16 protein-coding genes and 1 tRNA gene are annotated in these 12792 nt (G+C 68.5%); 8 read left to right on the top strand and 9 right to left on the bottom strand.

Annotated elements, in window-relative coordinates; genetic code table 11:
• Positions 1 to 126: 126 nt before the first annotated feature.
• Positions 127 to 1305, bottom strand: a complete 1179-nt coding sequence (locus tag D0B54_RS15445) for a YaiO family outer membrane beta-barrel protein (protein WP_117292176.1) — start codon at positions 1303 to 1305, stop codon at positions 127 to 129.
• Positions 1302 to 2684, bottom strand: coding sequence for a glycosyltransferase family 2 protein (locus D0B54_RS15440; protein ID WP_117292175.1), 1383 nt, complete (start codon positions 2682 to 2684; stop codon positions 1302 to 1304). Before D0B54_RS15440 ends, D0B54_RS15445 begins: the two co-directional genes overlap by 4 nt.
• A gap of 150 nt (positions 2685 to 2834) precedes the next feature.
• Between D0B54_RS15440 and D0B54_RS15435 the strand changes: the two genes are divergently transcribed.
• Positions 2835 to 4022 carry a pyridoxal phosphate-dependent aminotransferase gene (locus tag D0B54_RS15435; protein ID WP_117292174.1) on the top strand — a complete coding sequence of 396 codons (1188 nt, stop codon included), beginning with the start codon at positions 2835 to 2837 and terminating at the stop codon, positions 4020 to 4022.
• A 51-nt stretch (positions 4023 to 4073) separates the two neighbouring features.
• Here D0B54_RS15435 and D0B54_RS25000 read toward each other — a convergent pair whose 3' ends face one another.
• Positions 4074 to 5195, bottom strand: coding sequence for a hypothetical protein (locus D0B54_RS25000; protein WP_162932458.1), 1122 nt, complete (start codon positions 5193 to 5195; stop codon positions 4074 to 4076).
• Positions 5196 to 5484: 289 nt separating this feature from the next.
• Between D0B54_RS25000 and D0B54_RS15425 the strand changes: the two genes are divergently transcribed.
• A tRNA-Asn gene (locus tag D0B54_RS15425) sits at positions 5485 to 5560 on the top strand.
• A gap of 75 nt (positions 5561 to 5635) precedes the next feature.
• Here the strand turns inward: D0B54_RS15425 and D0B54_RS15420 are convergent.
• The 3 genes from D0B54_RS15420 to D0B54_RS15410 are packed head-to-tail and all read right to left on the bottom strand — an operon-like array spanning position 5636 to position 6744.
• Positions 5636 to 5917 carry a putative quinol monooxygenase gene (locus D0B54_RS15420; protein ID WP_117292173.1) on the bottom strand — a complete coding sequence of 94 codons (282 nt, stop codon included), beginning with the start codon at positions 5915 to 5917 and terminating at the stop codon, positions 5636 to 5638.
• A 2-nt stretch (positions 5918 to 5919) separates the two neighbouring features.
• On the bottom strand, positions 5920 to 6309 hold the full coding sequence (locus tag D0B54_RS15415) for a GFA family protein (protein ID WP_117292172.1): 390 nt from the start codon (positions 6307 to 6309) through the stop codon (positions 5920 to 5922).
• A gap of 3 nt (positions 6310 to 6312) precedes the next feature.
• On the bottom strand, positions 6313 to 6744 hold the full coding sequence (locus D0B54_RS15410; protein WP_117292171.1) for a hypothetical protein: 432 nt from the start codon (positions 6742 to 6744) through the stop codon (positions 6313 to 6315).
• Positions 6745 to 6841: 97 nt separating this feature from the next.
• On the opposite strand from D0B54_RS15410, the gene D0B54_RS15405 reads away from it, so the two are divergent.
• Complete coding sequence (locus tag D0B54_RS15405; protein ID WP_117292170.1) at positions 6842 to 7816, top strand: GlxA family transcriptional regulator; 975 nt, start codon at positions 6842 to 6844, stop codon at positions 7814 to 7816.
• Between the two features lie 23 nt (positions 7817 to 7839).
• On the opposite strand, the gene D0B54_RS15400 is transcribed toward D0B54_RS15405, so the two are convergent.
• Complete coding sequence (locus D0B54_RS15400; RefSeq protein ID WP_117292169.1) at positions 7840 to 8196, bottom strand: hypothetical protein; 357 nt, start codon at positions 8194 to 8196, stop codon at positions 7840 to 7842.
• Positions 8197 to 8341: 145 nt separating this feature from the next.
• Between D0B54_RS15400 and D0B54_RS15395 the strand changes: the two genes are divergently transcribed.
• The 4 genes from D0B54_RS15395 to D0B54_RS15385 all read left to right on the top strand — a co-directional run bounded on the left by D0B54_RS15395 (position 8342) and on the right by D0B54_RS15385 (position 10706).
• Entirely contained in the window at positions 8342 to 8887 is a 546-nt protein-coding gene (locus tag D0B54_RS15395) for a hypothetical protein (protein ID WP_117292168.1), read from the top strand.
• A gap of 126 nt (positions 8888 to 9013) precedes the next feature.
• On the top strand, positions 9014 to 10021 hold the full coding sequence (locus tag D0B54_RS15390; RefSeq protein WP_117292167.1) for a 3-oxoacyl-ACP synthase III family protein: 1008 nt from the start codon (positions 9014 to 9016) through the stop codon (positions 10019 to 10021).
• Positions 10022 to 10037: 16 nt separating this feature from the next.
• The gene (locus tag D0B54_RS24995; RefSeq protein WP_256365890.1) at positions 10038 to 10166 is read left to right on the top strand and encodes a hypothetical protein; all 129 of its coding nucleotides are present in this window, start codon (positions 10038 to 10040) and stop codon (positions 10164 to 10166) included.
• 87 nt (positions 10167 to 10253) lie between these two features.
• Positions 10254 to 10706 carry a limonene-1,2-epoxide hydrolase family protein gene (locus D0B54_RS15385; protein WP_117292166.1) on the top strand — a complete coding sequence of 151 codons (453 nt, stop codon included), beginning with the start codon at positions 10254 to 10256 and terminating at the stop codon, positions 10704 to 10706.
• A gap of 7 nt (positions 10707 to 10713) precedes the next feature.
• On the opposite strand, the gene D0B54_RS15380 is transcribed toward D0B54_RS15385, so the two are convergent.
• Together D0B54_RS15380 and D0B54_RS15375 are read right to left on the bottom strand one after the other, a co-directional pair.
• On the bottom strand, positions 10714 to 11613 hold the full coding sequence (locus D0B54_RS15380; protein WP_205527138.1) for an alpha/beta fold hydrolase: 900 nt from the start codon (positions 11611 to 11613) through the stop codon (positions 10714 to 10716).
• A 17-nt stretch (positions 11614 to 11630) separates the two neighbouring features.
• The gene (locus tag D0B54_RS15375; protein WP_117292165.1) at positions 11631 to 11930 is read right to left on the bottom strand and encodes a DUF962 domain-containing protein; all 300 of its coding nucleotides are present in this window, start codon (positions 11928 to 11930) and stop codon (positions 11631 to 11633) included.
• A gap of 60 nt (positions 11931 to 11990) precedes the next feature.
• Here D0B54_RS15375 and D0B54_RS15370 point away from each other — a divergent pair, with 60 nt between their 5' ends.
• Positions 11991 to 12788: a helix-turn-helix transcriptional regulator gene (locus tag D0B54_RS15370; RefSeq protein WP_205527137.1), complete on the top strand. Its 798-nt coding sequence runs from the start codon at positions 11991 to 11993 to the stop codon at positions 12786 to 12788.
• The last annotated feature ends 4 nt before the right edge of the window (positions 12789 to 12792 follow it).

Here is a 12792-nt window from a genome sequence, read left to right as displayed (position 1 = left end):
GACGGCGCCCCGGAGTTCAACCTGTGCAGGCCCTGAAGCCTGCCCGTGGGAGCGGCTTCAGCCGCGATCTTGTGCGCTCACAAGCCAAAGATCGCGGCTGAAGCCGCTCCCACGTAAAGGCGCCCCTCAGAACTTCCAGCTCGCCGCCAGCGCCACCGTATTGCGCTCGTAGAAGTCCGGCCGGTCCTCGTAGGCGTAGTCCAGGCGCAGGCCGAAGGCCGGCGTGACATTGCACAGCAGGCCCGCCGCGTAGACGTCGAAATCAGCCTTGGGCTGTGGCGGCAGCGCCTCCTTGCCGGTGGCGTAGAGCAGGTAGGGCGTCCAGCGCTCGCTGCCTTCCCAGGCGGCGCGCAGGGAAGTCACGCCGGTGTCGGAGCCGTCGACGTTCTTGCTCAGCGCATGCCGCAGCTCGAGGCTGAACGGCGCCGGCAGCCAGCGCAGGCCTGGCGTGATCGTGGCGACGCGGCCGTTGTCGTACTCGTACCAGCGGTAGCCCAGGAGCGGCTGCACGGGGCCCTTGAGCAGCCATTCGACCTGCAGGTTGTATTGGGTCTTCGGGCGGAAGTCGGCGTCGGAGGTACTGCCGGCCTCGACCTGCAGCAGCCACTGCGGGTGCGGCAGCCAGTAGGCGCCGGCGCTCAGGGTCTGGTCGTCGGTGTCGAACCAGTCGAACTGGTCGTAGTGGACATAGGCGGTGAGCGAAGGGCTGAAGCGGTAGCCCAGTTGCAGGAAGCTGCTGTGCTCCGAGCCACGCAGTTCGCTGTAGTCGTCGAAGGCCGCGCCGGCATCCAGGCGCCAGCGCGGCGGCGGCTGCGTGCGTTGCAGCCGGGTCTCCAGCGCCGCCGCGTCCGCACCCGGCAGTTGCCGCGCCTTGAGGTAGGCCTCGCGCGCGGCCTCCGGCCGGCCCTGCGCCATCAGCACGTCGCCGCGCAGCACGGCCGCGTCGGCATTGCCGGGCTCCGCCGCCAGCGCCGCGTCCAGCGCTGCCAGCGCGGCGTCGTGCTCGCCTTTCCAGTACAGCACCCGCGCCAGGCTTACGCGCAGGTCCGCGCGCTGCGGCGCCAGCGCGATGGCCATGCGCCAGTGCGCGATCGACTCGGCGTAGCGCTGCAGCCAGCCTTCCACCGTGGCCAGTTGCTCCAGCGCCTTGAGATCGCGCGGGTTCTCGCGGACCAGTCCGGCGAACACCGCCGCGCTCTCCGCGAACTTCTCCTGCTGCTTCAGCCGCAGGCCCTCTTCCATGGACGCGGCCTGCGCCAGCGGTGCGAACAGGCAGGCCAGGAGCAGCAGGCGATAGCGCTTCATGATGGTTTCCCCGTGAGTTGTCGCGGCGACCAGTCCAGCCGGCCGGTGAGATAGGACAGCCAGCCCAGGCAGGCGCCGGCATGGCGCAGCAACTGGAAGCTGAAGGGTTCGGCCAGCGTCGCCGCCACGGCGCGCGGCCAGCTGAGCGGCGGCATGGGGGTGCCCAGCCAGCGGTAGTAGAGATGCAGCGCCCAGAGGTGGTAGCAGAAATCCACCAGCAGCTTGGCACCGATCACCAGCAGTACCGGCAGCGCCACCGGGCTGCCACTGGCGAGGAACCACAGCAGCAGGCCAAAGGCCGTGAGCCCGAACAGCGGCTGCAGGGTGTCCACCGTCTTCACCGGCAGCATCAGGCGACCCACCGCGCCGTAGCGCGGGTTGCCGGTCATGTCGCGATTGGCGAACTGCGTCTGCAGGAAACCGGCGAACCAGCGCCGCCGCTGGCGCAGGAACGAGCGCAGGCTGGCGGGCGCGTCGGTGACCGCCCGCGCTTCGCCGACCACGCCGACGCGCCAGGCCAGCCCATGGTCGTGGGCATGGCGGTGCAGGCGGTGGATCAGCTCGTAGTCCTCCACCAGCGAGTCGTCACGGAAGCCGCCAAGCTTGCGCAGCACCTCGAGCCGGAACACGGCAAAGGCGCCGGACACCAGCAGCAGCGCGTCCGCCCGCATCCAGGCCGCGCGCGAGAGGAAGGCGCGCAGGTACTCGAATTCCTGGAACCACTCGAACAGGCGGGCATTCACCCCGTGCCCGCAGCGCGGTTTCAGCACCCCGCCGGCGGCCGCCAGTTCCGGATCGCGGCCGAAGGCCTGGCGCAGCGCCGCCAGGGCCTCCGGCGCCAGCAGGGTGTCCGCGTCCAGGGTCACCACCAGGTCGGTGTCCAGCTCCGGCCAGGCGGCATTGAGCGCCCGCGCCTTGCCGCCGTGCGGCAGGCGCAGCAGCGACAGGCCGGGATGGATCGTGGAATGCACCAGGCCCGGCGCTGCCGATAGCCCGTAGCGCGACCGCAGCATCACGGCGCTGTGGTCGGTGGAGCCGTCGTCCGCCAGCAGGATGCGCTCGGCCGGGTCGGTCTGCGCCAGCAGCGCGTCCAGGCAGGCCGGCAGCATCGCCGCCTCGTTGCGCGCCGGCACGATCACCCCCAGGCTCGGTGCCCGGGGCACTTCAGGGCCGGCGGGCCGCAGGTCCCAGGTGCGCCAGGCCACGTAGCCGATCAGCCAGGTGTCGTAGCCCACGTAGAGCAGCCCCGCGCTCCAGGCCCAAAGGTCTTCCAGGAACAGCCCGCCCAGTAGCGCGCAGGCCCACAGGCCCACCAGCAGCGCCATCAGGGCATGGCGCCATGGCAGGCCGACAGGGAAGGGGCGCGAACCGGGCAACATGCCCGCCACGCTACGCAGGCCTTGTTACGGCCGCTCGGGGCCGCACTGCGGCAAAAACCCCGGGCCATCCCGAAAGGGGCAGGTAGGCGTCACCGCCCCTGTCCGGTATCATGCCGCGCGCATTTTTACCCCCCACACAGAGGAACTGCCGTGGAAATCTCGCTCGCCCTACGTAACAGCCGCATCAAGCCTTCGCCGACCCTGGCCGTCACCGCCAAGGCCGCCGAACTGAAGGCGCAGGGCAAGGATGTACTGTCGCTCGGAGCCGGTGAACCGGACTTCGACACCCCCCAGCACATCAAGGACGCCGCGCACGAGGCGATCCGGAAGGGCTTCACCAAGTACACCCCGGTCGGCGGCACCGCGAGCCTGAAGAAGGCCATCATCGACAAGATGAAGCGCGACAACGACCTGGACTACAAGCCCAACCAGGTCCTGGTCTCCAACGGCGGCAAGCAGTCCTGCTACAACCTGTGCCAGGCCCTGCTCAACGCCACGGATGAAGTGATCGTCCCGGCGCCGTACTGGGTGTCCTACCCGGACATGGTGCTGCTGGCCGACGCCACCCCGGTGTTCATCGAGACCACTGCCGAGCAGCGCTTCAAGATCACGCCCGAGCAGCTGGAGCGGGCGATCTCGCCGCGCACCCGCATGATCTGGCTGAACTCGCCGTCCAACCCCTCGGGCATGGCCTACAGCCGCGCCGAGCTGCTGGCGCTGGGCGAGGTGCTGCGCAAGCACCCGCAGATCGTCATCGCCACGGACGACATGTACGAGAAGATCCTGTGGACCACCGAGCCCTACGCCAACATCATCAACGTCTGCCCGGACCTGTATGACCGCACCGTGGTCATCCATGCCGTGTCCAAGACCTACTCGATGACCGGCTGGCGCATCGGCTGGGCCTGCGGTCCGGCCAAGCTGATCACCGCCATGGCCGACATCCAGAGCCAGTCCACCTCCAACCCGAACTCCATCGCCCAGGTGGCGGCGGAGGCGGCGCTGTCGGGCGACCAGGGCTGCGTCACCGAGATGGTCAAGGCCTTCAAGACCCGCCACGACGCCCTGGTGGCCGACCTGAACACCGTCCCCGGCGTGCACTGCCTGGCGGGCGACGGCACGTTCTACGCCTTCCCCAACGTCGAGGGGCTGATGGCCAGGCTCGGTTGCAAGACCGACCTGGAACTGTCCAACCTGATGCTGGAAAAGGCCCTGGTCGCCGTGGTGCCGGGCTCCGCCTTCGGCGCGCCGGGCCACCTGCGCCTGTCCTTCGCCACCTCCGAGAAGGTGCTGCAGGGCAGCGTCGAGCGCATGAAGGCGCTGGCCGCGGGCGGCTGAGACGCGGTCTGGGCTGCGTCCGCGCCGGAAACGGCGCGGGCGCAGCCCAGGCTACTCCCGCAGCAGCGCCATCACGATCTCCACCAGGATCAGCAGCACGATGGTGATTTCCAGCAGCTGCGAGCGGCTGGCCGAAGCCTCGTCGTATAGCGCCGTATAGGTATCGCGGATGATCGACAGCTTGCGGTCCACTGCCGCGCTCAGCTTTGGCACGCGCAGCAGGTCCAGGGTCGTCGAATAGACGCGGGCCAGGTACACGTCCTCGGTCACCTGCAGGGCGTTGTCCACCTTCTCGGTCAGCTCCGTCACCTCGGCCACCAGCGTGTAGAGCCGCCGGGCCAGGTTGGCGAAACGTCGCGGCGCCAGCAACTGTGCCGCCCGGCGCGTCTCCTCCACCAGGTCGTACATGCGCGGCAGCTCGTCATCGAGCAGCTCGTCGTAGTAGCGCATCTCCAGCAGCTGCGCGTTGGCCATCTCCAGCACGTCCAGGATGTCCGGGTCGTCGTGCGGGTCGCAGATGAAGGCGCGCTCCCAGTTCAGCACCACCAGGTCGTCGGTGTAGTAGGAGTAGCGGTGGCGCAGTGCCTCGCGCTGCGCGGCCTCCGACAGCGGCCGGCTCTCGCCCGTCAGCAGCGGCACCAGGTCCACGCGCTCCGCCAGCTCGCTGGCCTGGATCGGCTCGCTCCACTGGCGCACCACCGCCATCAGGTAGTCCTCCTGCAGGCTGCTAGGGGCCGGACGCAGCAGCGCTGGCTCCAGGTCGCGGCGCAGCTGGGTCAGCAGGCGCTCCCAGACCGCCGCTTCCGCCAGCGGCCCCACCGCCCGGTCCACCGCCGCCACCAGCTCGGTGAACTCCGTCCAGCTGCGGTCCGCCGCCGCAAAGCTCAGCGACAGCGCCACCACGCCGAAGTCGTAGATGCGGGCGCCCACCGTGGCGGTCACGGCCACGCCCTCCAGCTCCACCACCTCCTGGCCCAGCGACAGCGCCACCGGCGGCACGTCGAAGGTCAGGGCCTTGGCCGGTGCCTGCATCAGCCGGCTGCGGCTGATGGCCGCGTCGCTGCGGCCCGACAGCAGCTGCTCCACCCGCGCCAGTTCCACCGCGTAGGCCACGTCGAACAGCCGCAAGGCCACCACGGACCCAGAACGGACCTCCAGCGGCGGCAAAGTCATGGCGTGAGGCTCTGTGCGGACCCCGGGGCGGGGCCTCCATCTTGCCTCAGCGATGATGACGCTGGCGCTGCGGCCTGGCAGGCGACCTGCCCGCTGCCCGCCACGCCCAAAGGGCCCGCAAATGATTGAACCCGGGGCGGGATTGCAAGCGCGATCCCGCCTCACTACAATGCGCACCCCGTCGTTACCGGGTCCGGCGCACGCGCTGTGCCGAGGTCGCTTGTACGGTCGGACATCGGTGCGTCGTTGCAGCCCCGGGGTCCGAAGCTTTAAAATTTACTGCTTCAATTCCGCGATAGCTCAGTCGGTAGAGCAACTGACTGTTAATCAGTGGGTCCTTGGTTCGAGTCCAAGTCGCGGAGCCATATACGAAGTCCTTGTTGCACAAGGCGAAAAGCCCAGCTGAAGAGCTGGGCTTTTTTGTTGCGCCTGCGGCGGTGTCAGAGAACGCCGGCTTCCAGTCCTTGCAGGTAGTGGAACTCCGGTGCCTCGACCCCGGCCTGGCGGCGGATTTCCACCAGCCGGGCGGACTCGAAGAAATCCCGGGCCCCGGCGAGCGACTGCCACTGCGAGAAATGCACGATCCGGTTCGGGTCGTGCTCGTCGCGCAGCAGCTGGTAGCTGCGTTCCCCGGCGGCCTTGCGGATCGGGGCGGCCTCGTCGAAGACCTTTTTCCAGGCGGCGTAGTCCTGCACCGCATGGATGATCAGCACGTAGTCCATCGTCAGGCCTGGCCGCGCTGCCGCAGCAGGGCGCCGGCGGCGGTCTCCCAGTTGGCGCCGTCGAAGGGGCGGACTTCCAGGGCCGACAGGTCCACGCCGCCGATGCAGCGCACGTTGACCACCCAGAGGCTGGGGTTGATGCGCGGGCGGGTGAAGGGATGGACGCCGCAGGTACGGCAGAAGTAGTGCTTCGCCGTCTGCGTGTTGAACTGGTACAGCGACAACTCCTCCTCTCCGCTGAGGATGCGCAGGCCGGCATCCGGCACCGCGTGCCATAGCGCGCCTTTGCGGCGGCAGATCGAGCAATTGCAGTCGACCACGTGGTCGAGCTGCGCCTGCATTTCGAAAGTCACCCGGCCGCAGTGGCAGGAACCCTGGTGGGACTGGAGCATGGTCTATCTCGCTGTGGAGGAATGAAGAGGGGTGCCACGGCGCGCCAGGGGTCCCAGGACGATCAGGCCGATGGCGATGCCGCCGACGCTCAGCAGCGATCCCCACATCAGCGCCTGTGCCAGCGGGCCCCAGGAACCCCAGGCGCCCTGCCAGGCCGCTCCGGCCAGCAATACCGCCGCACCGCCGTTGCTGAGGATGCCCACCCGGACCACGTCGCCCGGGTAGATGCCGCGCCGTGCATCGCGCAGGCCGAAGGCATAGCCCAGCACCAGCGCGGCGTAGGCCATGCCCAGCAGGCGCAGGAAGAACAGCGGCTGCGGCACCGCGAAACCCAGCTGCAGCAGCAGGCTGGCGGGGAACAGCAGCAGCGGGATGCAGCAGCCCGCGGCGGTAAAAGCGATCTTGAAGACCAGCAGCCTGCTCAGAGCTTTCATCGGGCGTCCTCGCCAGCGTGTCGATGGCTTGCATTAGAGCGCCGCCGGTTCAAGAATGCCATTGTCGATTACGACATCTTTCAGGCTATTTCAGACAGTGTTCGACTTCACCATCCTGGTCGCGCCGGGGGCTTACGCCTCGGCGGTGGCGGCAACGCTGGACCTGCTGTCGGCCGCGGCGGCGATGGCGCCGCGCGTGGGCGCGGCCACGCCCCGCTGGCGCGTGCGCGGGCTGGTCGAGGGGCCGGTGCAACTGAGCAATGGCCTGTCCATCGCCGCGAAGCCGCTGACGAAGAACGCCCGGCCCGATTCCTCCATCTGGGTCGTCCCGGGCCTGGCCACCGACAGCCCGCGGGCGGTGTCGGCGCGCCTGGCGCAGCCCGACGCCCTCCGCGCCATCCGGGCACTGCAGGTGCATGCGCGGGCCGGCGGAACGGTGGCGGCGTCCTGCTCCGGCGTGTTCCTGCTGCAGGCCGCTGGGCTACTGCAGGGCCGCAGGGCGACCACCACCTGGTGGCTGGCCGCGCACCTGCAAGGCCTGGAGCCGGGCTGCACGGTGGATGCCGACCGCCTGGTGATCTCGGACGGCCCGGTCTGGACCGCGGGGGCCGCTTTCGCCCAGACCGACCTGATGCTGCAACTGCTGCGCGTGCGCTTCGGCGTGGCGCTGGCCGATGCGGTCTCGCGGGTGCTGCTGATCGACGGGCGCGAGGCGCAGGCGCCCTTCGTGGTTCCGTCCATGCTGGCCAACGGTAACGCCCTGGTGGCGCAACTGTCGCGGCAGATCGAAGACGCGTTGCCGCAGGTGCCCAGCATCGCCAGGATGGCCGCGGACCTGTGCATCTCCGAAAAGACCCTGGCGCGCCGGGTGCGCGCGGCCACCGGCAGGAGCACCTCCGCCCTGGTGCAGTTCGTCAGGCTCAGGCGCGCCCGGCTGCTGCTGGAAACCAGCCAGATGTCGGTGGAGCAGGTGGCCGCACAGGTGGGCTATCGCGACGCCACCGCGCTGCGGCGCCTCATGCGCAAGGTCTTTGCCGCTACACCGCGCCAGTTCCGCCGGCTGGAGTCCTAGCCGGCGGAACCGGGTGCGGAAGGCTATCGGGCAGCGTGTCCGGAGGCCTCGGCCTGGCGGGAGCGCTTGCGCTGCTTCTTTTCCTTGACCGCGGCCTTGCGCGAGGTCGCCTCTTCCTTGTGCGTCGGCGTGGCGATACGCGACAGCTGGTCGCCGATCTGTGTCGCGCCCTCCTTGAGGGTGCGCTGCAGCTCCTGCCGGGTGTTCGTCAGGACCTGCGCAGCCTCGCGCCCGCCGTCCGCGACGACTTCCCTGGCGGCCTGCAGTGTCTGCGCTCCGGTCTGGATCACGTCCTTGCCGTGAGCGCCGACCAGTTCGACCTTGCTCTTGGCTTCCGCGACAGCATCCTTGACGGTTTCTACGATCTTGTTGGTGGTCATCCTTGACTCCTTGGGCAATGGGAATTCCGCGCAAAATGCATGCGCTGTACCCAGTCGGACTGCGAACCGGCAGCTGAAGTTCAGAATAGAATCGCAGCGGTCTCATGGCGGGCCTGAACAGGCCCGCTTTCTGGTCGGGGGAATCATGGGCGGCAATGAGATCCTGGTGTCCCGCGACTGGCCGCGGGTGCTCGGCTTCCTGGGCCTGGACGCTGCCGCCTACGGCGATTTCCAGACGCTGGAGGAGATATTCCGGTTCGTCCGCTCTTCGAGCTACTTCCACCCCGACATCTACCTGCTGCAGAACCGCAACCACGTCTCGCGCATCCGCGACAAGAAGCGCAAGACCTACATGCTGTTCCTGGAGTGGTGCGAGCAGCAGCCGGTCTCCGCGCCGTTCGTGTTCGGCGAAAAGGATTCCTACCTCGAGCGGATCGTCGCGCAGTGGCCGCATCTGCGGCAGGACATCGACGCGGCGAATGCCGAGGCGATGCGGATCCGGGATTTCCGCTCGCGCTTCAACGGCGAGCGGGTGGCGCGGCTCTGCGGCAAGACCGGCAAGGCGCTGGGCGAGCAGATGCAGCACTCCCGGAACGGTTACAGCGGTCCCGGCGACTTCGTGTCCTTTGTCCTGGCGGCGACCGATGCCGAACTGGATGCCTGCATCCGCGGCACCCTCATCAGCGGCTGATTGTTTTCCACGCGCCGAACTGCAGGGGTAAGCAGCCTTTCCGGTGTATCGGGAACCCCCGATCGAGGCGGGTAAAACCCGGCGCCTTCAGGCAATATCGGCGGATCGAACAACGGGGATATCCCAATGGCCGCAGCACGCGCTCGCATCCTGGGTCTGGGCACGTATGTGCCGGCCCGTACAGTGACCAATCACGACCTGGTGAAGGTGATGGACACCAGCCATGAGTGGATCGTGGAGCGCTCCGGCATCGAGGAGCGGCACTGGGTCGAGCCCGAAGACGGCAACTACACGATGGGCGTGAAGGCGGCCCGCGCGGCGCTGGCCGATGCCGGCTGCGAGGCCAGCGAGATCGACTGCATCATCTATGCCACGCTCTCGCCCGATTACTTCTTCCCCGGCTGCGGCGTGCTGGTGCAGCGCGAGCTGGGCATCGGCCATGTGCCGGCCTTCGACATCCGCCAGCAGTGCTCCGGCTTCGTCTATGGCCTGCAGATGGCGGATTCGTTCATCCGCTCCGGCCTGTACAAGAAGATCCTGCTGATCGGCGGCGAAGTGCATTCCCGCGGGCTCGACAAGTCCACGCGCGGGCGCACCGTCACCGTGCTGTTCGGCGATGCGGCGGGCGCCGCCGTGATCGGCGCCAGCGACGATCCGGCACGCGGCATCCTGACCAGCCGCATGCACTCCGACGGCAGCGACGCCGAATGCCTGGCCATCCAGTGGCCCGGCATGGCCGCCGGACGCGAAACCTTCGTCACCCACGAGGACATCGACGAGGGCCGCATCTTCACCACCATGGATGGCCAGAAGGTCTTCAAGACCGCGGTCAAGCGCATGCCCGAGGTGATCCATGAGGTGCTCGCGGACCAGGGCCTGGCGGTTTCCGACATCGACATGCTGATCCCGCACCAGGCCAACCTGCGCATCAACGAGATGGTCGCCAAGCTGCTGCATATCGACGCAAGCAAGGTGCACAACAACATCCAGAAGTACGGCAACACCACCGCCGCCACCATCCCGCTGTGCCTCGCCGAAGCGCGGGCGCTGGGCAAGGTCAAGCGGGGCGACCTGGTATGCGCCGTGGCATTCGGTTCCGGATTTACCTGGGGCGCAGTCCTGATGCGGTGGTGAGCCGCGATCCCCGCACATGTCCGAGAACACCCGAATCTGGTTGCTGGTCGCGGTGGCGCTGCTGCTGGTTGCGGTCGCCGCCTGGTACTTCGATCCGCCGGCGCCGCAGCTCTGCCTGGATGGCGCCTGCCACGAACTGTTCTGAACGCCGCCGCGAATTGGCGCGCGGGTCAGTCCGCCGCAGGCGCAGCGGGGCTAGGATGGCAGGGTTCATCCATTACCTGAGTTGACCATGGCCACCACCCGCAGCAGGAAAGTGCAGTCCATCGCCACGCCGGACCAGATCGTCAGCCGCTTCCTGCATGCGATCCAGGACCGTGATTACGCCAGCATGGCGGCGTTGCTCGATCCGGACCTGGTCTATACCAACGTCTCGCTGCCCACGATCCGCGGCGGCGAGAAAGTCGCGCGGCTGTTCGAGGCCGGGCTGCGGCGCGGCGGCGGCTTCGGCGTGAAGATCCACAGCATCGCGGTCAACGGCGACACCGTGCTGACCGAGCGCACCGACCTGCTGAAAGTGGGTCCGCTGCAGATGTGCTTCTGGGTCTGCGGCACTTTCCGCGTGCAGGATGGCCGCATCGTGCTGTGGCGCGACTACTTCGACTGGATGGACCTCGGCCGTGCCACGTTGCGCGGCGTCGCCGGCATCGCGCTGCCGGGCCTGCGGGCGCAGCTGCCGGCCTGAGCCGGACTCAGCCCTTCAGGAAACGCCCCAGCTCGCGCATGAAGCGCAGCGGTTCGTCGCTCAGCGGCACATGCCCTGATTTCTCGAAGCGCACCACGCGGCCGTCGCGCACCTGCTGCGCGATCGCCATCTGGCCAGCCGGGTGATACAGCTCCGAGCGCATGCCCACCATCACGGTGACGGGTACCGGGCAACCGGCGAGGGCAGGGCGGTAGTCGTGGCCGCCGCCGAGGTAGGACGCCAGCGTCGCGCGCAGGTCGCCCAGCTGCGTCGACGGCACCATGCGTGAAAACAGCCAGGGCCAGCGCGAGGCGGCTTTCAGGGTCCTGCGCAGGGACGGCTTGCCGGCGATGCGCGCCAGCGTGTCGGCCAGCACGTCGATTGCCTGCGCGCGCGCCGGCTCCGGCAGCTCGTCCAGCCGTTCCACGGCTTCGTGTTCCTGCAGCACTCCATGCAGCCGGCGCAGCGCCCCGAACAGTTCCGTCTGCCGCTCGCCCCAGAGTCCGTAGCGCCAGTCCTCGCGATTGCCGACGCAGGGCGACTGGTCGATGTGCAGGTAGCGCCGTACGCCGTCGAAGCCGCCGGCACGCAGCAGGTGCAGCGCGGTGCTGCCGCCCAGCGAATAGCCGCCCAGCAGGAAGTCGCGCAGGCCGAAGTGCCGGATGATGTCCTGCACGTCCTCCATGTGGTTCTGGAAGATGTCGCGCTGGTTCAGCCGCACGCCGGCCGAGCCGCCCGCACCGCGGAAGTCCGGCAGGTGGAAGCGATGGCGGTGCAGGTAGGGCAGCAGGAAGGGCAGCCAGTAACGGCTGTCCATGCCCATGCCGTGCAGCAACAGCACCGGCGTGCCGCGGCCGACGACGCGTACGTACAGGGTCTGCCCGTCGCGGGCGATGACTTGGGACACCGGGCACTCCTGAAGGCTTACCAGGCTATTCTGCCGCTCAGCATGTCGCGAAACATCACGAAGTCGCCCCAAAGGCTGTACAGGGGGTGCTGGAAGGTCGCGGGCTTGTTGTGCTCGAAGAAGAAGTGCCCGACCCAGGCGAAGCCATAGCCCACCAGCGGCACCGCCAGCAGCAGCAGGGGATTGGCGGTGACCACCGCGGCGCCCAGCAGCGCGATGACGCCGCTGGTGCCGACCACGTGCAGACGGCGACAGCTGGGGTCGGCATGTTCGCCGAGGTAGTAGGGATAGAATTCCGCGAAGGTCTTGAACGGCATGGCTGCGTCCTGCTGCTGTAGTGGATGGGCGGCATTCTGGGGATGAGGGGGGAGGGGGTCTTGGACGTTTCTGCTACGGCGACGGCGGCCAGGGGTCGCGGCTATGCCTGGGATGGCGTGCTGCTCTATGTGCCCCCGGCCCTGCGCAACGCCCGGCACTCGCATTTCCCGGCCTTGCTGCAGGTGGCACTGGAAAAGCCCTTTTGCCTGACCCTGGACGACGGCACGCACGGTCACCACGAGGTGGCGGTGATGGCGCCCAGCCTGCCGCATGCAACCGACACGCAGGGGCACCCCTTCCTGGACATCCTGGTCGATCCGGACGACGACCTCTACCGCTACCTGCATCCGCTGCTGGATGGCGCGCCGCTGCGCTCGCTGCCGCTGCAGGGAATCGCCCACCTGCTGCCGCAGGCTGCGGCGTTGCGCGAGGAGGGGGTGAGTGCGGTGCAGGCCCACGACTTCCTGCTGCGCCTGCTGCGGACGCTGTGCCCGCAGCCGCTGGAGCGCCTGCCCTGGGACGAGCGCACGCTACGCGCCTGCGCCTACATGCGCTCCAGTATCCGCGAGGCGGTGCCGACGGTTGCGCAGGTTGCGGCCCATGTCGGCCTGTCGCAGTCGCGGCTGATGCACCTGTTCAGCGAAGACCTGGGCCTGCCGATGCGCCAGTACCTGCTCTGGCTGCGCCTGCGCCACGCCCTGCGCCTGGCGGGGGAAGGGCGCACGCTCACCGGGATCGCGCTCGGCGCCGGCTTCTACGATCACGCGCACTTCAATCGCACGATGCGGCGCATGGTCGAGTTCGCGCCCTCGGTGCTGAACGCCTCCACTGTCATGATCTACGGGGGATCGGCATAGGCAG

The sequence above is a fragment of the Solimonas sp. K1W22B-7 genome (genome assembly GCF_003428335.1).
Taxonomy (GTDB): Bacteria; Pseudomonadota; Gammaproteobacteria; order Nevskiales; family Nevskiaceae; genus Solimonas_A.
Note: the sequence above shows the minus strand (reverse complement) of the source record. Positions and strands in the feature narration are given on the sequence as shown.